This is a genomic window from Photorhabdus heterorhabditis, assembly GCF_018448905.1.
Lineage (GTDB): Bacteria > Pseudomonadota > Gammaproteobacteria > Enterobacterales > Enterobacteriaceae > Photorhabdus > Photorhabdus heterorhabditis.
Genome location: NZ_RCWA01000009.1, coordinates 24266 through 46554, shown reverse-complemented (window position 1 = coordinate 46554; position 22289 = coordinate 24266). Strand labels below are relative to the sequence as shown.

The following is a 22289-nucleotide window of genomic DNA, read 5'->3' as shown; positions in this document are numbered from 1 at the left end:
TTAAGCCAGATCATCTTATTTTGTTGATCTGGTTCACCACTAACCTGTCCGGTTTGCTTATATTGGTTTATCTTTAATATTGAAGAATGTTTTGTCTAGCCTCTGTGAGGAACCATTATGGCAAACTATCAAAACCTTTTAGTTGCAATTGACCCAAGTCAGGATGATCAACCGGCATTAAGACGTGCAGTTTATATCGTGCAACGTAACGGTGGTCGGATTAAAGCCTTTTTGCCTATTTATGATCTATCCTATGAAATGACTACCTTGCTTTCCCCTGAAGAAGCTAGTGCTATGCGTCAAGGTATGATCAACCAGCGTATTGCCTGGCTTAAACAACAAGCTTACTACTATCTGGAAGCCGGCATTGATATTGAAATAAAAGTGATATGGCACAATCGGCCTCACGAAGCGATTGTTCAGGAACTCATTGCTGATAAACATGATTTGCTTCTGAAGATGACACACAAACATGACAAGATGGGATCTTTGATTTTCACCCCACTTGACTGGCAGTTATTACGCAAATGCCCATGTCCGGTATGGATGGTAAAAGATCAGGTATGGCCGGATCAAGGCGCTGTTCTGGTCGCAGTTAATCTATCTGATGAAGAGTCATACCATCATGAGTTGAACTTGAAACTCGTCAGAGAAACCCAAGACCTGGCAAATCAGATAGTGAAAAACCCAGAAATTCATTTGGTCAGCGCTTATCCTGTAGCACCGCTGAATATTAGTATTGAACTACCGGATTTCGACCCAAGCGTTTATAACAGCGCACTGCGTGGTCAGCACCTTATCGCCATGAAAGGACTTCGCCAGAAATTCTGCATTGATGAAAAATATACTCACGTTCATGAAGGGCTACCGGAACAGGTTATTCCTAGAATGTGTGATGAAATGAGTGCGGGTATCGTTGTTCTCGGTATTCTTGGCAGAACTGGGCTGTCTGCTGCTTTCCTGGGAAATACCGTAGAACATGTGATCGATCATCTAAAATGTGACCTTCTGGCAATCAAACCAGATGGTTTTGAATGTCCAATTAAAGCAGCCAAAGAATAAAAGAATGATAGCAATCCCTTTAGTGATGAAATCCAAAACAAATTTTCCGTTCTGGATTTCATCGCCAAATAAACGGCTCAGGCAGTGTCACACCAAGGATCTCCTCCCGCGCTATACGCCAGAAAAGACGGATACTGGCTTTCACTTGATGAGTTTCTTTCCCCAGCGCCTTAAATATCAAACCACATTGATTAGGTAAGCGGCTAGCACCGCTAGCTATACCCGTTTCAGCATCATATTGCGGGGTTATGCGCGTCAGAATACGATCGTGATGAACTTGAGGTGTCAGCAGGATTACGTTACCAAACACATGAAATGGCCCCATCACCCCTACGTTATTCAGCGGTTGTTTTTTAGGTTCCAGTACATAACGTTCTGCAAACAATATCTTGTCATCGAAATCAATCGCCGTAATACGTGATGAGTAAACATCAAATTTAAATCCCTGATCCGCTGGGTGATATTTACGGCCAGACATGATTATCTCAGAATAAATCAGCGTGGCCGTCGGGTGGATAACTATCTGAGTATCAGTGATAAACCGAGAACCACTATGCGGTATCACCGGATCGGGCATCATTTCCAGATAGCCTCCCTGCTCTATCTGGATAGTTTGTGCCTGCGCCGCGTAATTATTCACCATCGAATGAATCTTGGTAGCCGATTGGGTAGTAACATGCCCAAACGCATCCTGAGCAACATGAATGTCCAGCGCTAACCTATCTCCTTGCAATATGCATCCTGAGGTGGAGATCATAAATATACACGGCATCTGGGGTAGTGCCTCATCCCAATACAACGCTCGCTGCACCAGATAAGGAACCTGACGCTCCATCTGAGCCAGAATACTGCGCTCACCACGCCGGGCAAACCCCAATCGAAGATAGCCATTTTTACCCACATCACCGCTTGCCATCTGCGGAGGTTCATCCTGAAACAATGCAAGTTCCGGGGCGTTGACACCAAGCTCATGAACGCGTTGATGTGCTTCATTGGCGTTTTGCAGCAAGCCAGTAGACGTCATTGTGTCGCCTGTAGCGCATGAGTAAACAGAAAATCACGCATGATCATATCTACTAACGCTTGAACCCCCTCACCGGTTTTACAATTAGTGAGGATATAAGGACGCTGACCGCGTACTACCCGAGTGTCACTCTCCATCACCGCCAGGCTAGCACCGACATAAGGAGCCAAATCGATTTTATTGATCACCAGAATATCAGCCTGGACCAAACCAGGGCCGTTCTTACGTGGGATTTTCTCCCCTTCGGCCACATCAATCACATAAATATAAAAGTCTGCCAGTGCCGGACTAAAAGTCAGGGTCAAATTATCACCACCACTTTCAATCAACACAACGTCGCTGTCAGGAAAGCGCGCTTCCATTTCCTCCGCCGCAGCAATATTCATACTGGGATCTTCACGTACTGCGGTGTGAGGGCAAGCACCAGTTTCTACACCAAGTATTTTCTCTTCATCCAAAATGCCTTTCAGTGTCCGCTTGACCTGTTTAGCATCCTCAGTAGTAACAATATCGTTGGTGATAATCAGTGGTTTTATTCCGCGCTGGATCAAGATAGGTGTGATAACTTCAATAATAGCGGTCTTACCTGAACCGACTGGGCCACCAATACCAATACGGGTAATTTTTTTCACAGGAATTTCCTCACACGATTAAGACGTAGTTTAAAGCGATATCAGGATCAAGTTAGTTACTGAATAGCCGGGTAAAAGCATTAACATGCAATGCTGCCAGTACATCAGTCACGGGTGCATAAGATGTCATCTGCTCAATTCCCCCTTTCTCCGCCTCGTCACAAAACAGCTCAATATCCTGATTCAACAAGAACAAAATACGTTGAATCTCAATATGGGTAACACGCATTAGACGTATAGCCGCACTGAGTATTGTCATGGCAACACCATATTGATGCATAACGATCACTTCACGCGGAGTCGCGCCTAATGCGCTCATGACCACCGCCAAGGTAATCGGATAGGTGCCGGCAGCAATATCGCTCTTTATTTGTGCCAGCCACCATGCAATCAATGACGTACCCGTTACCTCAACAGCCATTTCGGCTAATTTTTTCCCCATCCGCGTTACCATAGTGCGACCTTCTTCATTCAATTTGCGGTTAAACACCGCCCAATCATGGGAGATAACGGCGTCATGTTGTCCACTATTCAATGCCTGACAAGCAGCGACGACTGCACGACCATCACCGCTAACGGCCTGTAACAGCGCCGTTCGGGTAAACTCGCTGAGCGTCGCCACGTCATATACGATCTTACTTTGAATAGCTGACTCCAAACCATTTGAGAAAGAAAACGCACCAACAGGCAACACTGAATCCGCAAATTGCATGATTCTGATTAAGCGCAGAGCATTCATTTCAGTTTAATCACATGCTGGTTGAGAAATGTGTTATCGACATGAACGTGTGTTGCGGAATCCTCTGCCCCACCAAATAATAAACGTGCCTCGGAGTTGTTAAGAGAAGGCAAGATCTCTTCGCCTTTGACAAAAGAATAAGGCAATGCATGAAAACCATGAGTTTTCATGACTGAATCCATCACCTTAGTTGATACTGTCAGCGGAATATAAATCTGGTTATTTTTAATCACTGATTTCCAATGTTGATTACCCAAGGCGTGACCAAGTTCAAAACTGGTTTTCAGTATCGTTTCTGAATCTACTGACAGTAATGACTTCAAATGAATAACCATCACATCACGTAAACTCATCTGTACAATAACAGCCAGCCCTTTGGTTTCATCCCACAATAAAATATCGCCATCAGATAATACCTGATGACGGTCAAGAGAAATCCCCAAATCCAACCCATTAAGCGTGGATTTACGGCAACGGCTTTTTTGCGCTTCCCATTGCGAAAGTACTAAGATATCCGGCGAGATCCCTTGCAAGCGGTCTCGCCAGAAAACATCTTTTTTGGCATTACCCAGAATATGTTCAATAATAATCATTAGATAATCCTCTAAACGCGTGGATCGGTTAATCGGGCCAGAAAAATATTCTCTGACCAGACAGTAAAAAATAGATTAACTGAAGAAATAGCGCTGATTAAGTGCGACTGTCCTGACCGGTTTCACTGTGGCATATTCACCATTCACCTTGACAGCAAAGGTTTCAGCATCCACTTCAATAGTTGGCGTTTCGGCATTACGTACCATATCTTGCTTGGAAATAGCCCGGCAATTACGTACCGCCATGACCTGGCGCGCCAAATCAAGCTGTTCTTTTATCCCCTGTTCCATTGCCGCTTGGGATACAAAAGTTACACAAGTTTCTTGAAGCGTTTTGCCTAATGCACCAAACATCGGACGATAAAATGTCGGCTGTGGTGTCGATAATGAAGCATTCGGGTCACCCATTACCGCCCAGTTAATCATGCCGCCTTTGATAACCAACTTAGGTTTTGCGCCAAAGAAACGCGGCTCCCATAACACAAGATCAGCCATTTTTCCCACTTCGACTGAACCAAGTACGTGGCTTATACCTTGCGCAATCGCCGGATTAATCGTAATTTTGGCGACGTAACGTAATACCCGGAAATTATCGTTATCCGCAGCATCTTCTGGTAGCTTACCGCGTGCTGCTTTCATGGCATGGGCAGTTTGCATCACTCGCAACCAATTTTCTCCCACCCGCCCCATTGCCTGGGAGTCACTGGAAAACATCGACAATACCCCCATGTCATGCAAGACATTTTCCGCGGCAATGGTTTCCGAGCGCACACGGCTTTCAGAAAAGGCAACATCAGCCGGCACATTGGGATTCAGGTTATGGCAAACCATAATCATATCAAACAGTTCTGCTTGACTATTGATACCGTAAGGCAACGTGGGATTAGTGGAGCTGGGTAACACATTCATCTGGCTGGCAACTTTAATAATATCTGGTGCATGCCCGCCACCAGCGCCTTCCGTGTGAAAAGTATGAATGGTGCGCCCTTCAAAAGCATCAATGGTATCCTCAACATAACCACCTTCATTCAAACTGTCGGTATGTACCGCCACTTGAATATCCATTTCATCTGCCACTCGTAAAGCATTACGCAATGCAGAGTTGGTTGCTCCCCAGTCTTCATGCACTTTCAGCCCGACAGCTCCGGCCTTAATCTGCTCCACCAGTGGCATAGCCACCGCAGCATGGCCTTTTCCCAAAATACCTACGTTAACCGGTAAGCCTTCAAAAGCACGCAACATTCGGTGAATATGCCACGGACCCGCGGTGACAGTAGTACCGTTAGTACCATCAGTGGGACCAACACCACCACCAAAGAAAGTCGTCACACCATTGGACAAAGCATGTTCAGCTTGTTGGGGCGAAATAAAATGAATGTGGGTATCAATGCCCGCCGCCGTGAGAATCAGATGTTCACCAGATATCGCATCCGTACTGACGCCAACCACCATACCGGGGGTCACTCCATTCATCATACTGGGATTACCACTTTTACCTATCCCGACGATGCGACCATCTTTTATACCGACGTCAGCTTTAACTACCCCTTGACGTGCATCCAAAATAGTGACGTTGGTAATCACCAAATCCAAGACATTTGCGCTGGTCATACGATTATCTGCACCCATGCCATCACGCAGAGATTTACCCCCGCCGTAGACCGACTCCTCGCCATAACCGCGCAGATCTTTTTCAATTTCAACAAACAGATTGGTATCACCCAAGCGAATCTTATCACCGATAGTTGGACCAAAAAGACCCACATATTCCTGCCGGGAAATGGTTGGCATAGTTTATTCCTTTATTCGAAAGATCTTACGATGTTCGTCAACCCTACTCGATAGTTTTATACCCCGTTAGCTAGCCCGGCGTACAACAATGATTTTTTCTACATGCTCACCGGTAGCAACAGTGCCTTTACCCACCCAGCCATCAACTAAATTATTAAATCCATAAACATTTTGTTTCCCACCAATCGGGATCAGTGACACTTCAATTTCATCTCCGGGTTCAAAACGGATTGCGGTTGTGGCAGTGATATTGAGTCGTTTACCGAACGCAGACGCGCGATCAAATTGCAGAGCGTTGTTCACCTCAAAAAAATGAAAATGAGATCCCACCTGAATAGGGCGATCACCTGAATTACGAACTTTCAATTGAATAACCAGACAATCTTCATTAAATGAGATTGGGTCTTTAGCAAGGATATATCCCCCTAACGGAGTGATATCTTCTTTATTATTATTTTTCATCAGAAAATCTCTACGTTATAGACGTGAATCAAGACCATAAATTAATATTATGTCTGGATAACTTTTCCTGCTATTTATAATCTATTCTGAAAATTATTGAATAGGATCATGTACAGTCACCAAACGACTGCCATCAGTAAATATTGCTTCAACCTGCACATGTGGAATGAGATCAGCCACACCATCCATAACATCTTCTTTAGTTAGGACGTGCCTGGAATCATTCATGACTTCTTCTAACGTTTTACCCTCTCTAGCCCCTTCCAAGGCAGCGGTGGTAATAATAGCGACAGCTTCAGGGTAATTGAGCTTTAAGCCGCGAGACTTACGCTTTAATGCAACATCAGCCAGTGTATATACCATGAGTTTCTCAATTTCTCTTGGCGTTAATTGCATAAAACCCCCTAATAATTGGTTATTCCATACAGTTACAATTTTATGTCAAAATAATTCTGAATACTGGGTCATATATCCTTTAGAAAAAAGTTTTGACATAAGAATCATATTATGTCAATTAAGATATTCTCCTTAAAACAAGTTAGTCCTCTTACCTCTTATTTAAGTTTATCCAAGGTAATATTACAAGTTGACTATTATTATGGTTTAGCAGAAGACCGTACATTATTGCGTACAGCGGATACTAGCTGTTTTTTCTCTTAGAAATCACCCGCAAGCGGGTTTAATATCAATAGGTTTCTTATTATGCATAAAAAACGCGCACTTTCTCTTCTTGTTGTTCTGGTTGCTGCCAACATACTTGCCTGGATTTGGGCATTTATTGCTTTCCGTCATCATGCGGTAATGATGGGAGCTGCTCTGTTGGCTTACGGTTATGGTCTACGCCATGCGGTAGATGCCGATCATATCGCCGCAATTGATAACGTCACCCGTAAACTGATGCAGCAAGGCAAATCATCCATTGCGGTCGGCGCTTTCTTTTCCCTGGGACACTCTACCATTGTTATTCTGGCCTGCCTCGCCATTGTCCTGACCTCAATGGCTTTTAAAGATCAGATGGGTTGGGTCCATGATTATGGCGGCATTATTGGTACCTTAGTTTCTGCCTGTTTTCTGCTAGCAATAGCGCTGATTAATTTACTGATACTGAAAAGCGTCTATCAGAAGTTTCAGGAGATCAAACGAGGAAGAATTCTGGCTAAAAGTGATTTAACCGGACTAGAAGCAACGCCAGGAGGAATAATGACCCGCTTGTTCCACTCAGTCTTCCGATTGGTGAACAAAAGCTGGCATATGTATCTGGTTGGCTTTCTATTTGGGTTAGGTTTCGACACAGCTACCGAAGTTGGTCTGTTAAGTATATCCGCTGTTGGCTCTCTTAGTGGGCTTCCGTTGTGGTCAATAATGGTATTTCCTGCCCTATTTGCCAGTGGTATGGCGCTAATCGACTCACTGGATAATTTTGTTATGGTGGGGGCTTATGGCTGGGCTTTTTCCCAGCCAGCGCGCAAGATCTACTACAATATGACTATTACCGCTGCCTCCGTCGCCGTAGCGTTGTTCATCGGTGGGCTGGAAGCGCTCGGGCTTATCGCTGACCAGTGGGATTTACACGGCATTTTCTGGGACACCATTGGAGCATTGAATGACAATATGGGTAACGTTGGTTTTTGGGTCGTTGGAATTTTCATTTTGTTCTGGACATTATCAGTGATGAATTATCGCTGGCGGGGATACGATACGCTGGAGATTAAGTAACAAACACGAAATTCTTTACATGTGTGCGGTGTATTACACCCAGAAATGTTGTCGTGCTCGCGACACAATGATAGCATTTGTATTACTGATGATATCATTGTGAGAAAGGCTATGCATAAACAAATGAAACAGACAGTAACCCTTCGCTTAGATGAAGGACTCAAAGCACGTATTAAAGCATTAGCTGACACGCAAGGCATTTCTGCCCATTCGCTCATGGTCCGTTCAATCGAAAATGAAATTGATGTACTGGAAGCCAGACAACAATTTTTACGTGATGCCGAAAGCGCCTGGTTAGAATATGAAGCTACCGGCTTGCATTTGACTGGCGATGAACTTTCTGACTGGTTGGATGCTATCACACGTGGCGAGGATAATAAGGAATTACCTGAATGCCATCGGTAATAATCACTCCAGCAGCTGTAAGGGATATAAATCGTCTTGTTGACTTTTTACGTCAACGCGATGCAGTTGCTGCAAAATCAGTACTTAGTATTATCAGCAAACATATCCGTGCAATGAAATCTAACGTTCTAGCTGGACGGCCAACAGAAGTTTATCCACTCTTTGAATTAATTATCTCTTTTGGTGGCACAGGCTATGTATTGCTATACAGAGAAGCCCCCGGAAGTAATACACGTTACATTTTGGCTATCCGTCACCAGCGAGAAATCAACTACAAACATTAACCCTTTTACAAGATTAGAAACTATCCATTAACGCTGTCTCTTAATCGAGAAATCTAACTAAGAGACAGCAATTGCATCAAGATCTATACCCAATAGGTTTCATTATCGCTGGCGGGGATACGATACGCTGGAGATTAAGTAACAAACACGAAATTCTTTACATGTGTGCGGTGTATTACACCCAGAAATGTTGTTATGCTCGCGACACAATTCTACTTAAGGTAGGTTGCGAACGAATTTTTGAGGACACTAAGCATCGTCCACTAGATCAGCATCAATATCACAGTAAAATATTGACTTTATTCCCCTAATAAGGAATTTATTTTGATAAGTTAGAAAATATTGATTTTAATAGATTACCATTTAAAGCTCTAACATTAGAAAGAGTAAAGTGACCATCTATCTGGAGTGTGCAATAAAGAGCACCCTATGTACGTAATGGAATACTTTCGGAGTGTAAGAATATGTCTTATACTATAGAATGTTAATTATCTGAATGAGGTGTATTATGGTATCGCGTACAATGACGGTAGATACCGGCGAAGAATTACGTGGTTTTGTAGAAAGCCTAGTTGAATCAGGTTATTACAAAACTAATAGTGAAGTCGTTCGGGAGGGATTACGGTTATTACAGGAAAAACAAGCTGAGTCCAAACTTGAAGCACTTCGTCAGCTAATTGATGAAGGTGATAACAGTGGAGAAGTTATAGAGTGGGATCTCAATACTTTCCTTACACGTATGAAAAATAAAACACACAATGTCCAGTAAAACATTTTTTCTAAAGCCTAAAGCTGAACAGGATTTAGAGGCTATTTTTGAATACAGTTATCAAGAATTTGGCCTAGAAAAAGCGTATCAATATATCAAGAGTTAGTTAAATAATCTAGTCAACTTCAATAGGGAAATTTTGATTATAACCATAGATAATTTTTTGTATTTCTTTAGCAATATTAGGTGGGCGAAAGTCCTCACTAGAACTTAATAGTGCTTGCAAACTCCACCAATTCATATCTTTTAGGGTACGTATCTCTTTTTCGGTCATACAATTATCTTCTTTATCACAAATGTCCTCATATACCAAAAAATATCTCTCGTGACTTAGAAATTTCTCACCTTTCCATTCTAAAACTACGTTTCTAGTCCAAATCCATTCAGGTGTAAACCTTAGGATAAGACCAACCTCCTCACTTAACTCTCTATTTAATGCTTGCTCAAAGGACTCTCCCTCTTTTAGACCACCACCAGGAGTAACCCAAAACTCAATCAAATCCGCATTAATATTGTCTTTAATTTCTTCAAAACTAAATTTAAAAAGCAGTACTTCCTGTTTACTATTGATCAATAATGCCCTAGCGGAATTTCTTATTTTCATTTAATTTCCCCTAAATTACACATGCCTGAGAAGCTTCACGATTTTGTTTCCTTTAATAAAAACGTTGATCGTGTCTCAGGCATAGCGTTCCCTTCTTAAGTAAATCTCAGGTTAAATTAAAACCCCACAAAATAACGTGGGGTTTGTAGTTATAACGATAAAAAATCACAGTGCACGCAGGATTGCTTCTACGCTTGCTTTCGCATCACCAAACAACATCTGGCTATTGTCTTTAAAGAATAGTGGGTTCTGCACACCAGCGTAACCTGTGTTCATCGAGCGTTTGAACACAACAACGTTCTGGGCTTTCCAGACTTCCAGCACAGGCATACCAGCAATCGGGCTGTTTGGATCTTCCTGTGCAGCCGGGTTAACGGTGTCATTAGCACCAATGACCAGTACGGTATCGGTATCAGAAAAATCATCATTGATTTCATCCATTTCCAGAACAACGTCGTAAGGGACTTTTGCTTCCGCCAACAGCACATTCATATGTCCTGGCAAACGTCCTGCAACTGGATGGATACCAAAACGAACCTTAATCCCCTTTTCACGTAGTTTGGCGGTGATGTCATGTACTGGGTACTGTGCCTGTGCAACAGCCATACCATATCCCGGAGTGATAATGACAGAAGTTGAATTTTTCAGCAGCTCAGCAACTTCTTCAGCCGTGGTTTCGCGGTATTCTCCCATCTCCTGATCATCACCAGTTGAAGAACCATCAGTACCAAACCCTCCGGCAATTACACTGATAAAAGAACGGTTCATTGCCTTACACATGATGTAAGACAGAATCGCCCCCGAAGAACCTACCAACGCACCCGTTACAATCAGTAAATCATTACTCAGCATGAAACCAGCTGCCGCTGCCGCCCAACCAGAATAGGAGTTCAACATTGAAACCACTACCGGCATATCTGCCCCACCGATAGAAGCCACCAAGTGCCAACCAAACGCCAGTGCAATTGCAGTCATAATTAACAGCGTGAATACTTGTAAACCGATACTTTCCGTTTTCACAAAAGTCACTAGCAATACAAAAGAGATAACTAATGCTGCAAGATTTAATTTATGACGATTTGGTAGCATCAGCGGTTTAGAAGAAATTTTTCCACATAATTTACCAAATGCGACAACAGAACCTGTGAAGGTAACTGCACCGATGAAAACCCCCAAGAATACTTCTGTCAGATGGATATTTTCCATTATCGGTTCAGCAAAACTATCGTGAGCAATAAAGCTGTTAAAACCGACTAATACGGCTGCTAAGCCGACAAAACTGTGTAAGATTGCAACCAGTTCCGGCATTTCAGTCATTTCAACTTTATTTGCCAGGCGAATACCAATAACCGCGCCGATCACCATAGCCAGAATAACCCAAACAACACTGCCGGTATCTGGCCCAAAGATAGTCGCAATCAATGCAATTGCCATCCCGGTAATACCAAAAATATTCCCACGTTTGGAGCTTTCATGACGAGACAAGCCTGCAAGACTAAAAATAAATAAGATAGCGGCAACAATATATGCCGCTGTAACTACTCCACTCGACATAAATTACCCCTTAGTCCTTACGAAACATTTTCAGCATGCGTTGAGTCACAGTGAAACCACCGAATATATTAATGCTGGCAATTAATATAGCGATAAATGAAAAGAAACTGACCCATCCACCATCACCAATTTGTAATAACGCACCAACGACAATAATCCCCGAAATCGCATTGGTTACCGACATTAGCGGTGTATGCAAGGCATGGCTGACATTCCAGACCACGTAATAACCCACCACACAGGCCAATGCAAATACAGTAAAGTGAGACAAAAACTCTTTTGGCGCAACATTAGCTAACCAACCAAACAGGATAATAGCCAGTGCCAACAGACCATATTTTAACCAAGGTGAAGTAGGTTGAGGTTTTGGCTTTTCTGCTTTGACAGGCGCTATTTTTTCCTTCAACTGGGCAGAAACCTGAATGGGCGGCGCTGGCCAGGTTATTTCTCCTTCTTTTACTACCGTCACGCCGCGAATAACAACATCGTCAAAATCAATATTGATTTCGCCATTTTTCTCTTTACACAGTAACTTGAGCAAATTAACCAGATTGGTACCGTATAGTTGTGAGGATTGCGTTGGTAAACGGCTTGGCAAATCTGTGTAACCAATAATTTTCACCCCATTGGCTGTCACAACCAACTTGTCTGCCTGCGTTAATTCACAATTACCACCCGTTTGAGCTGCCAGGTCAACAATCACGCTACCCGGCTTCATAGATTCAACCATCTCTTTGGTGATAAGACGTGGAGCCGGTTTTCCAGGAATAAGAGCCGTGGTCACAATAATGTCAACTTCTTTTGCCTGTGCAGCAAAAAGCGACATTTCAGCTTTGATAAAAGCTTCGGACATGACTTTTGCATATCCGTCACCACTGCTAGCCTCTTCTTCAAAATCCAGTTCCAGAAATTCTGCCCCCATGCTCTGAACCTGTTCTTTTACCTCGGGACGGGTATCAAATGCACGAACAATAGCCCCCAGACTACCCGCAGCACCAATAGCAGCCAAACCAGCGACACCCGCACCAATAATCATCACTTTGGCTGGCGGGACTTTTCCGGCTGCCGTGATCTGACCCGTAAAGAAACGACCAAATTCATGAGCTGCTTCCACTATTGCCCGGTAACCTGCAATATTCGCCATAGAACTTAGTGCATCCAGTGACTGTGCTCTGGAAATACGCGGTACTGAATCCATAGCCAGAACCGTTACTTTGCGATCAGACAGCTTTTGCATTAACTCAGAGTTTTGTGCCGGCCAAACAAAGCTGACCAACGTACTCCCTTCTTTCATTAATGCAATCTCGTCATCATCAGGAGCATTGACCTTTAAAATGATATCTGAGCACCAAATATCATGACGATCAGAAACTTCAGCTCCTACCTGTTGGTAAGCACTATCTCCGAAGCTGGCCAATAACCCTGCTCCATTCTCAACAACGACATTGAATCCCAATTTCAGCAGTTGCTCCACAGTCCCTGGCGTAGCTGCAACACGTGCTTCATTGGTAAGTCGCTCTTTCGGTACACCAATACGCATAATGTCCCCTTCTTAAGGCTTAAGATTAATGACGATTATTGCTTGTTGAGGTCAATTTATCGACTAAATTAACTTTATTACTGCCATTAGCAAAATCTATCAACGAATATTTTAATAACCAACGGAAAATCCTATCGGTGATCCATCACTAATTGAGTAAAAAAAATAGCTAAATAGTATTACCAAAATAAATTGCAATTTTAACCAGGTCACTCGTTATGTTGATGAAAACTTATGGTGTCACATTCTATAAATTTGTATTCATTCATACTGATAGCATAAATTCGTGGGACATTAGCTATTATTACATGTAATAATTGTGGGCTATGTGATACACGACGATGTTCAGCAAGTTATAAATATTTAATGCGCAAGGCGAAAGGATTTTTTTATGAAGCTGAAAACAACGATCATCGCAGTTGCGGTGCTCTCATTAACTAGTATTACCACTGCTCAGGCAGCCCAGGAATTATCCCCGGAGAAAGCAGCAGAACTGAAACCATTTAAACGTATTACAGTTACAGGTCCTTTTAATGCTATTTATGAAGCTGCCGATGCCGTTTCCCGTCGGGCAGATAAAATGGGCGCAGATGGATTCTATATCCAAAGCCTTGACGATCTAAATAATAGCGGCAACCTGCGCGTTGTAGCTGATCTGTATCACAAAGATGCAGAAAAAGCTGATAACTCAACTAAATATCGGATATTTCGCGGTATTAAAGAATTACCCAAAACAGAAGCAGTTACACTGGAGCCATTCGATACCGTAACCATCAGTGGTTTTTACGCCAGTGAACCAGATTTAAATGAAGCCATTGCGAAAGAAGCAAAGAAAAAAGATGCTGATTCTTTCTTTATTGTGCGTCAGTTCTCAACCAATGATGGCGGCAATCAAACGGTTACAGCTTATGTTTACAAAGCAGATGCCCCAAAACGCCAAATTCAAGCTAATGAAGCCGTTATCCCGGCTGATTCAGACTCAGGACGTGCTGCACTGGCCGCTGGCGGCGAAACGGCTAAGAAAGTGGAAATTCCAGGTTTAGCCTCTTCAACGTCAACCAGTAATTCTGTTGGTCGTTTCTTTGAAACTCAGTACTCTAGAGGTGAGCGTTACACTGTCACTCTCCCTGATGGTACAAAAATCCAAGAATTGAATAAAGTTAGTGCTGCTCAGATGGTGCCTTTTGACTCCATTACCTTCTCAGGTTACTACAACAGCATGACTGATGTTTCCTATGAAGTTGCTAAACGTGCGGCAGCTAAAGGCGCTAAGTATTATCATATTACCCGTGAATGGCAATCCACGGGTGGAACCTCTACTATCAGTGCAGATCTGTTCAAATAACGCTGGATTATCCTAAGAAAAAGGCACACATGATAACCATATGTGCCTTTTTTACTGAAGGATAACAAAATTTTTAGCTAGCAGATTCTAATTTCAGACGAATACAATCAATGGCGTTTTGTATAGTTACCATTTCTTCCGCTTCTGAATCATCAATCGTTATCCCGAAATGTTCTTCCAGAGCCATAATCAGCTCTACATTGTCTAACGAATCGGCGCCCAATTCTTCAAATGTCTGTGTGGTAAGAATCTGGGCTTCGGGGATTCCAAGTTGTTCTGAAACAACACTTTTAACATGATTCTCTAAATTTTCCACGCTATTATTTTCCTAATTTACTAATACACGGGGAAACTTATTGTTTCCCCATTTATACCCGTTATCTTTCAAGTTGCCTCTTGGTTGGCTGTACTCCCGGGGACTCGCTCCCTTGCCGTCGCGATTCACCTTGAAATCCATAGGGTATATTATTGATAAGATTAGATATTTATACAACAGTTAGGTGCATGAATGCCCCGGAGAATCGAGCACTTTCCGGGATATAACATAAAAGACTTTGATCTTTTTTCAGTTTACCCGAATTAACCAGCTCTTCCAGCATGACATAAATAGAAACCGCCCCAGTATTCCCTTTAGTAGTTAAGTTAGTAAACCAACGACCTTGATCAATACTAAAATTAATATCATCAAGGCCTGCTGACATTTTCATACGGAAATATTCAGATGATATATGAGGTAAGAACCAATCAATGGAATCTGCTGATAAATTACGCTTTTCTACCGTTCTTCTCAGAGGTTCACTAAGCGTATATTTAACGACTCGCTCATTTAAGTGTCTAACATCTTGTTTGATACAGAAAACAGAATAAGCAAGCCAATCAGCCGGATTCATTTGCGACCAACCTTTTAAACTGCCATCTGTTAACTTTTCTGCACCAGAATACATACATGTATCTAGCTCATTAGCAAAAGAGTACATGTCTATCCAATCAATTCGTAACGAAATACCATCAGCCCGCGGTTTATTTTCGAGCAAAACAGCACCAGCACCATCTGAAAGCATCCAGCGCAGAAAATCTTTCTCAAAAGCAATTTCAGGACGCAGTTCCAACTCTGCAACCCGAGCGTCACTTTCATTCTGAAAATTACGCGCATGTAGTACAGATGAAACGGTTTCCGATGCTGCTGCAACCGCATTATTTGTCGTTCCCGAGAGAATAGACAAATAAGCATATTTCATTGCTGTCATGCCAACCATGCAAGAGCCTGAAGTTGAAACAATTTCGCAGGGTTCATTTTTGAGTTCACCATGAACCATAACAGCATGACCAGGTATAATCTGATCTGGGATAGCTGCACCTGCTGCCAGACTTTGCATATCATCTAAAGAAAAATGTTCATCGACCAAACCTTTTATTGCTTCAGCCGCCAGTTGAGCACTTGAATAGGTTGCCTCACCAGTTTCCGGGTCCAATGCATAATGGCGGTACTTGATACCATTATTACGCAGTACTATATGGCGAGATCTTGATGGTTTATTACCAACAAAACCAAGGACAGATTCCATTGTGTCATTATCGATTGGATTTCCCGGCATAAAGGCGGAAACTTTAGTGATATAAACGTTATTACTCATTTACTTATCTATCTCCTTTATTATCATAGCGGGCAGAACCGGATGGTTGTTCATAGTATTTTTGTAATTCATTAAGACGTTTTTTAAGTAATATTGTAAGTAAACGGCGAACAACGATTGAAATGGGCAAAACCACTAACACCATCAATACCAAATAGATCACAAACAGAGTCAATAGAGAACGCCTTACCCACTTTCCTCGTTTACCTACACGATGAATAAACCCGGACCAAAATCTAAATCCTCGATGTATAGAACGCTCACCGAAAATAAAAGATTTATCTACAAATACCGCCCCTAAACCTTTCAACATTGGGGCATCATCTTTCTCTTTATCCGCTTTAAGAGCTGCTACCAACGCATGTCCAAAACGTTTAGCTCCTTGAACATCTTCCTTTGATACCCCAGCCGGCGGTACACTGGAAAAAGGTTGTTTTTTTCCTGTCATTAGCCATAACGGGGTTGTGAACAATGTTATAAAAAAGTTCGTTTTATCAACAAAAACCACGTTGTCGCGTAAATACGCTCCACTTTCGTGTAAAAATTTTTTGACCGTTTCCTGGGCTATCAACCACATGTTTCGACAAGCTATAACCGTCACTACCGGCTTACCGTTAAGTAACCGTTTTCCTTCTTCGCTCTTAAGAAATGCTGTTATTGGAAGAGATGGTGACAAATACCAAACTTGGTAGCCCAATATCACCAAATCAAAAGGTTCTTCATCTTCCAAATGTAAAGGTGCTATTTCGGGTGGATGTAACTGTACTGTTTCAGGAAAAGCATTAATAAATTTAGAAAACGACCAGGGAAATTCATATTCTGGAATCGGTTTCAGAACGACTTCACGAATGTATATCTCATCAGATTCATGCAGAGGTGCGATTAAGCTCTTCACCACCTCGATCAATTGACCACTTTGAGAATACGACACCACCAGAACACGTTTCATATGTTCTAACCTTATGAATATTTAATACTAAGCCATTCATCGGCGCTTAAAAGATAATAATTTGAATAACAATAACCCCTAACCATCTGGAAATTTTTTTTTACATATGTGCATATGATCATTCCTGAAAATTAAAAATACAGCCAAAAAAATGAGCTAATAAATGATAGGTTAATATTTTCACAAACAATATAAATCAAAGTAGTCGTTGTCAACATGATTTTCTAATTTTTATATAATAATAGTATTATGTCACATTGGCGAACATTAATTTGTCACCACTAAGAATAGTTAACGAAAAATATATTAACCCCAACCCAAAATTAACAAAGTCAATTAAAGCAAAAGATAAAACAACAGATAAATCAATAACTTTAAATTTAATGGAAATAATAATTTTATTAATTGGCAATGTTTAATGGATTAACTGAACGATTTGATATATAAACTAAGAGTTATTATTACCAGACAATAACATCGCATAGCAAAATAAAAGTTAAAGCAAAAGAACTTATTTGACGTAATGATTTTTGTTAAATTTTGATATTGATTAAAAAAATTAAAATAAAAATTACTTAATTAGTAATAGCATCACTAGGTTTTACACTTATCATTTATTTCCCTTAGTACAATAAGCAGAATTATAAAAATTACTGACATAAGTTTATAAGAATAAATTGTATAGCATTACACTTTACCATCGCCAATCAGTGCATAAATTTTGTAGTTATTTGCATAGAAAACCATTGCATCCGGCACATACCCTCCGTAGAATCGCCCTCTATTTCTAGGTTTAACCAGTCTGTTTTCCGTTCTGTACAGCTTGGACGCGCTGAAAACCCAATACTTAATTCATCTGTTATGATCAGGGTAACGAACTGGATAACAATGCAGTTTAGTGATTTTAGGAACATATCTTTGGAAAAAAAACTAGGTCTTACAGCTCTTACTGCTCTGGTACTCAGCTCTATGGTCGGTGCTGGTGTTTTCAGCTTACCGCAGAATATGGCTGAGGTCGCCAGTCCAGCCGCGTTAATGATCGGTTGGGTAATAACAGGTGTCGGTATCCTGTTTCTGGCTACTACACTGTTACTTCTCTCCCGTATTCGCCCAGATCTTGATGGAGGAATTTTCACTTATGCCAAAGAAGGCTTCGGGGAATTAATCGGCTTCTGTTCTGCCTGGGGATATTGGTTATGTGCAGTAGTTGCCAATGTTTCCTATCTGGTTATCGTTTTCGCCGCACTGAGCTTTTTTACTGATAAAGAGAATGTAGTCATTTTAGGTGACGGTAATACTTGGCAATCTTTATTAGGAGAATCTATTTTACTTTGGTTAGTACACTGGCTGGTACTTCGCGGCGTTCAAACCGCAGCCGGAATCAATAAACTGGCAACAATGGCAAAATTATTACCTTTAGGTGCTTTCATCATTCTTGCTGCAATAGCATTTAAGATGGACGTTTTTAGTCTTGACTTTAAAGGTATTGGCTTGGGTGTTCCTGTCTGGCAACAAATAAAAGATACCATGTTAATTACCCTTTGGGTTTTTATTGGTATCGAAGGTGCTGTTGTGGTCTCAGCCAGGGCGAAAAAGCGGACAGATGTTGGTATTGCGACTATGCTGGCTGTTGTTGCAGCATTAGGAATCTATATATTAGTCACCCTACTCTCCCTTGGATTAGTACCTCGGCCTGAGTTAGCAGAAATGCGCAATCCATCAATGGCAAATCTGATGGTAGGACTTGTTGGTTCCACCGGTGAAATCATTATTGCTACAGGATTGATTATTTCCGTTTGCGGCGCTTATCTGAGCTGGACAATCATGGCGGCTGAAGTGCCATTTATCGCGTCCCAACATGGTTCTTTTCCAAAAGTTTTTGGCTTGCAAAACAGCAATAATGCGCCATCATCTTCATTATGGTTGACGAATGGTGCCGTACAACTCTCTCTCGTTTTTATCTGGTTAAGTGGAAGCAATTATAATTCATTACTGGCAATTGCATCAGAGATGATTTTAGTGCCCTATTTCCTAGTTGGTGCATTTTTATTAAAGGTCGCTTTTAATCGCAGTAGTAAAGGGTTATTACTGATTGCCAGTGGTGCTTGTATTTATGGCATATGGCTGCTCTATGCATCTGGTCTGATGAATTTACTATTGTCTGTTGTTCTCTATGCCCCGGGAGTTATTGTTTTCCTGTATGCACGTAGTCAAAATCCACAGAAAGATAGTCTTTCTTTGACTGAAAAATTAGCTATCGCCGTATTGTTGATAAGCACGATCCCTGCAACTTGGTTATTAATTAAATAACTTTATCTATTTTAAGCTATTATCATCTTTTGATGGTAGTAGCTTATCGTGTTTCCATATAGCACTTTGTTTGTTTTTTACACTTTTCTGTCATATTTCTTTAGTGTTTGTTTTTAAATGTATGTTGTAACTAATTACGTTAATATAATCTATACCTGATTGGTATGGTTCTTTGGTTAATTCTTGTCGAGTTCGAAAATTGCCCACCGTGTGGTTCGAATACGATCTTGCCATCAGTAAGAATAACCGTCGCAAACATAGCGAAGCCGTGTAAAAGGCGCATAATGATATCTGGCTTTAGGATACCTATTTTGTCCTATCAGAATCGCCTCTGCCAGGGACATTCGCGCCGAAACAGACGCAGTTTAGATACCCTGACAGAAACCGGATATTGCTCTTAGTTATTCAGTTTGTCGGCCCAATCCGCAATTACATCTGCCGTTTCGATTGGCTTCTCAGCGGGCAGCGCATGGCTGGCCCCTTCGATCACTGCGACAGTAACACGGTTACCGAACTCGTCCTTTGCCTCCATTCGAGACTCTTTAGGTCGAAACGGGTCAGACCCCGCCTGTAGATCGAGGATCGGCACCGTCCCACCAGCCCACCAATCCCCACAAGGGGTCAGCTTGTGCGCCGCAGACTGGCTTTTTATGACATCGGAATGCCAGCCCTCAAGCCAAGGTGTTGGATCATTACCTTCCGCGAAGAAGGCAAGCCGAAGTCCTGCCAGTCTCTCCTCACGAGTAGATTTTGGATCACTAATCACAGTAATTGCATCCGAGAGTTCAGAAGGCCAAGATTTCGCAGCCCCTGCCAGAAGCACTATGCCGCGCGTCATTTCGGGATAATCCGAAGCAATCGTCTTGGCGATCCAGTGACCATAAGCATGACCAGCCACGATTGCCTCGCCACCTTCCGCAGCGACCACCGCCGCAAAATCGCCGGCAAAGTCGTGGAAAGTCACATTCTTCATCGAACCGGTCGATCCTGCGATTCCGCGTGGTTCAGGCAGAGCCACGCGATAACCTCGCGCCACCAGTCGATCTGCAAGCGGTGCGAATTCTGCCGTTCCCCGCCCTGTTGAAGCGATTATCATAATCAGAGGTCCCTCCCCGCGCACCGAATATTCAATTGATGTCGCGCCATTAGTGACAGTTTTCTGCTCTGTTTCCGTGGCCGAAACGGGCTGCGCGACGGCGAACACAATAACCAATAAACCCAATGCAAAGACGAACTGTCTCATTTTTCCTCCCTTACTGCGTTAATTACCTATTACGTTGAAGATTATCCAGACTCGCACCAAGATCCGTACAAAATCAATAAATTTATAATAGGGTTCCTATATTACACATACGACTAGAAAGACAATGCTGAAAATCCCTCTTATTGAACAGAATACATTCGAAATATATTGCAATTCAAAGCTTATATTAGCAAAGAGCTATTTGTATGGTGAAAAATAAACAGAAAGATCAAATGAGAAATATATACCCAATAGATTTCAAGATGGATCGCGACGGCAAAGGAGCGAATCCCCGGGAGCATAGAGAACTATGTCATAGAGAACTATGTGACTGGGGTGAGTGAGTGCAGCCAACAAAGAGGCAACTTGAAAGATAACAGGTATAAACATGATTAAGCTACATAGTAACTTAATCTAAATAACTTATTCTATCATGTGTATACATTCTCAAAGAAAAAAAATAACCATATAAAATAATAACGTGAAGATAATAAATCAAACAAAAAAAGAATAACCTTTTCATAGCAATATATGAATCGTGATATAAATCACAGTTAATTTCATAACTAATTATTAATTAATAAATATTCGTATTAGTTAGCATAATAATTTATTTCATATGATAAACCACAATAAACCATGAAAAAATCCTGTTTAGTCTTTAACTATAGATAAAAATATTAAATGCAGCATATTATCGAGTCATCCTTTGGATTCTTACGAATTAATCGCTATTATCACTCACACCTTATCCTAAATAAGAAACGCCGAACAAAATATAGTCTGGACTATGGCTCTTATTACTGGATAAAAATTTTAGATATTTACATGCTGTATTGACATTTATACCCAATAGATTTCAAGATGGATCGCGACGGCAAGGGAGCGAATCCCCGGGAGCATAGAGAACTATGTCATAGAGAACTCTGTGACTGGGGTGAGTGAGTGCAGCCAACAAAGAGGCAACTTGAAAGATAACAGGTATATACAGTTTCGGTTAAATCAATTTTTCTGTTTCCCTGACATAATACTCGCCAGAGTTAGGATCTATTTAAAATGAAAGCTAAACTGATTATTTCATCCTTACTTGCATCTTCTGTATTTATTTCCGTAGCAAATGCAGCTGACGGAAGAATCAACTTTACAGGTAATATCATCACTAATGCTTGTAAAATCGATACCAATTCTGCAAACCAAAACGTGAATATGGGAACAATTAGCTCAAGTGCATTTAATGGTGTAGACAGCACCGCTGCCGCAACACCTTTCAGCATTAAACTGAGTGATTGCCCATCAGACTACAGCAATGCACAAGTTAAATTTGATGGGCAAACAGATAGTAAAAATAGCAATCTTCTAGCCCTATCCAACGATACAGGTCAAGCCGTTGCTGATGGTGTCGCTATTGGTATTTATGAAGAAGATAACTCAACGTTGATTCCTTTAATCAAGGCATCCAAATTCCAAGCGTTTACTGATCAAAAAACGGCAGAATTGAAGTTTATTGCAAAGTATATTGCAACAGCTCAAACGATTAGTCCTGGCTCTGGTGATGCAGTCGCTAACTTTACTATTGTTTATAATTAAGACAATCAAACTGAGTAACAAAAAAATATGGGCATGGATGCCCACT

At 41.6% G+C, this 22289-nt stretch carries 22 protein-coding genes; 8 read left to right on the top strand and 14 right to left on the bottom strand.

Annotated features, from left to right (window positions below):
• Positions 1-117: 117 nt before the first annotated feature.
• Positions 118-1062, top strand: coding sequence for a universal stress protein UspE (uspE, locus tag EAE89_RS07915; protein ID WP_054476491.1), 945 nt, complete (start codon positions 118-120; stop codon positions 1060-1062).
• Between the two features lie 58 nt (positions 1063-1120).
• On the opposite strand, the gene EAE89_RS07910 is transcribed toward uspE, so the two are convergent.
• The 7 genes from EAE89_RS07910 to EAE89_RS07880 all read right to left on the bottom strand — a co-directional run bounded on the left by EAE89_RS07910 (position 1121) and on the right by EAE89_RS07880 (position 6699).
• Positions 1121-2086 (bottom strand): urease accessory protein UreD, encoded by a 966-nt coding sequence (locus EAE89_RS07910; protein WP_214085647.1) that lies wholly within the window; start codon positions 2084-2086, stop codon positions 1121-1123.
• Complete coding sequence (gene ureG, locus EAE89_RS07905) at positions 2083-2718, bottom strand: urease accessory protein UreG (RefSeq protein ID WP_054476494.1); 636 nt, start codon at positions 2716-2718, stop codon at positions 2083-2085. The genes EAE89_RS07910 and ureG overlap by 4 nt, the downstream gene beginning before the upstream one ends.
• Positions 2719-2770: 52 nt before the next feature.
• Complete coding sequence (locus tag EAE89_RS07900; RefSeq protein WP_054476496.1) at positions 2771-3457, bottom strand: urease accessory protein UreF; 687 nt, start codon at positions 3455-3457, stop codon at positions 2771-2773.
• Positions 3454-4050 (bottom strand): urease accessory protein UreE, encoded by a 597-nt coding sequence (locus EAE89_RS07895; protein WP_054476498.1) that lies wholly within the window; start codon positions 4048-4050, stop codon positions 3454-3456. Before EAE89_RS07895 ends, EAE89_RS07900 begins: the two co-directional genes overlap by 4 nt.
• A gap of 75 nt (positions 4051-4125) precedes the next feature.
• Positions 4126-5841, bottom strand: coding sequence for an urease subunit alpha (locus tag EAE89_RS07890; protein ID WP_054476500.1), 1716 nt, complete (start codon positions 5839-5841; stop codon positions 4126-4128).
• Between the two features lie 66 nt (positions 5842-5907).
• Positions 5908-6303: an urease subunit beta gene (locus EAE89_RS07885; protein ID WP_149616595.1), complete on the bottom strand. Its 396-nt coding sequence runs from the start codon at positions 6301-6303 to the stop codon at positions 5908-5910.
• Between the two features lie 93 nt (positions 6304-6396).
• On the bottom strand, positions 6397-6699 hold the full coding sequence (locus EAE89_RS07880; protein WP_054476505.1) for an urease subunit gamma: 303 nt from the start codon (positions 6697-6699) through the stop codon (positions 6397-6399).
• A 306-nt stretch (positions 6700-7005) separates the two neighbouring features.
• On the opposite strand from EAE89_RS07880, the gene EAE89_RS07875 reads away from it, so the two are divergent.
• The 4 genes from EAE89_RS07875 (at position 7006) to EAE89_RS07860 (ending at position 9477) form a co-directional block, all read left to right on the top strand.
• Positions 7006-8019: a HoxN/HupN/NixA family nickel/cobalt transporter gene (locus EAE89_RS07875; RefSeq protein ID WP_054476506.1), complete on the top strand. Its 1014-nt coding sequence runs from the start codon at positions 7006-7008 to the stop codon at positions 8017-8019.
• 111 nt (positions 8020-8130) lie between these two features.
• Positions 8131-8424: a CopG family ribbon-helix-helix protein gene (locus EAE89_RS07870; RefSeq protein WP_054476507.1), complete on the top strand. Its 294-nt coding sequence runs from the start codon at positions 8131-8133 to the stop codon at positions 8422-8424.
• The gene (locus tag EAE89_RS07865) at positions 8412-8708 is read left to right on the top strand and encodes a type II toxin-antitoxin system RelE/ParE family toxin (RefSeq protein WP_054476509.1); all 297 of its coding nucleotides are present in this window, start codon (positions 8412-8414) and stop codon (positions 8706-8708) included. The genes EAE89_RS07870 and EAE89_RS07865 overlap by 13 nt, the downstream gene beginning before the upstream one ends.
• Before the next feature lie 508 nt (positions 8709-9216).
• Positions 9217-9477, top strand: coding sequence for a type II toxin-antitoxin system ParD family antitoxin (locus tag EAE89_RS07860; protein WP_054476510.1), 261 nt, complete (start codon positions 9217-9219; stop codon positions 9475-9477).
• 115 nt (positions 9478-9592) lie between these two features.
• Here the strand turns inward: EAE89_RS07860 and EAE89_RS07855 are convergent, their stop codons facing one another.
• The 3 genes from EAE89_RS07855 to pntA form a co-directional block, all read right to left on the bottom strand.
• On the bottom strand, positions 9593-10081 hold the full coding sequence (locus tag EAE89_RS07855) for an NUDIX hydrolase (RefSeq protein WP_054476512.1): 489 nt from the start codon (positions 10079-10081) through the stop codon (positions 9593-9595).
• Between the two features lie 165 nt (positions 10082-10246).
• Complete coding sequence (gene pntB / locus EAE89_RS07850; RefSeq protein WP_054476514.1) at positions 10247-11635, bottom strand: Re/Si-specific NAD(P)(+) transhydrogenase subunit beta; 1389 nt, start codon at positions 11633-11635, stop codon at positions 10247-10249.
• 10 nt (positions 11636-11645) lie between these two features.
• Positions 11646-13175, bottom strand: coding sequence for a Re/Si-specific NAD(P)(+) transhydrogenase subunit alpha (gene pntA, locus EAE89_RS07845; RefSeq protein ID WP_054476516.1), 1530 nt, complete (start codon positions 13173-13175; stop codon positions 11646-11648).
• Between the two features lie 391 nt (positions 13176-13566).
• Here pntA and ydgH point away from each other — a divergent pair, with 391 nt between their 5' ends.
• The gene (gene ydgH, locus EAE89_RS07840; protein ID WP_054476518.1) at positions 13567-14520 is read left to right on the top strand and encodes a DUF1471 family protein YdgH; all 954 of its coding nucleotides are present in this window, start codon (positions 13567-13569) and stop codon (positions 14518-14520) included.
• A 73-nt stretch (positions 14521-14593) separates the two neighbouring features.
• Here ydgH and stlE read toward each other — a convergent pair whose 3' ends face one another.
• The 3 genes from stlE to stlC form a co-directional block, all read right to left on the bottom strand.
• Positions 14594-14836: a stilbene biosynthesis acyl carrier protein StlE gene (stlE, locus tag EAE89_RS07835; protein ID WP_054476520.1), complete on the bottom strand. Its 243-nt coding sequence runs from the start codon at positions 14834-14836 to the stop codon at positions 14594-14596.
• A gap of 169 nt (positions 14837-15005) precedes the next feature.
• Positions 15006-16154: a beta-ketosynthase StlD gene (gene stlD / locus EAE89_RS07830; protein ID WP_054476522.1), complete on the bottom strand. Its 1149-nt coding sequence runs from the start codon at positions 16152-16154 to the stop codon at positions 15006-15008.
• A 4-nt stretch (positions 16155-16158) separates the two neighbouring features.
• On the bottom strand, positions 16159-17103 hold the full coding sequence (gene stlC / locus EAE89_RS07825) for a stilbene biosynthesis aromatase StlC (RefSeq protein ID WP_054476526.1): 945 nt from the start codon (positions 17101-17103) through the stop codon (positions 16159-16161).
• Positions 17104-18021: 918 nt separating this feature from the next.
• On the opposite strand from stlC, the gene EAE89_RS07820 reads away from it, so the two are divergent.
• Positions 18022-19413, top strand: coding sequence for a basic amino acid/polyamine antiporter (locus EAE89_RS07820; protein WP_054476640.1), 1392 nt, complete (start codon positions 18022-18024; stop codon positions 19411-19413).
• A 397-nt stretch (positions 19414-19810) separates the two neighbouring features.
• On the opposite strand, the gene EAE89_RS07815 is transcribed toward EAE89_RS07820, so the two are convergent.
• Entirely contained in the window at positions 19811-20656 is an 846-nt protein-coding gene (locus EAE89_RS07815; RefSeq protein WP_214085646.1) for an alpha/beta fold hydrolase, read from the bottom strand.
• Positions 20657-21712: 1056 nt separating this feature from the next.
• Here EAE89_RS07815 and EAE89_RS07810 point away from each other — a divergent pair.
• On the top strand, positions 21713-22243 hold the full coding sequence (locus tag EAE89_RS07810) for a fimbrial protein (protein ID WP_054476531.1): 531 nt from the start codon (positions 21713-21715) through the stop codon (positions 22241-22243).
• The last annotated feature ends 46 nt before the right edge of the window (positions 22244-22289 follow it).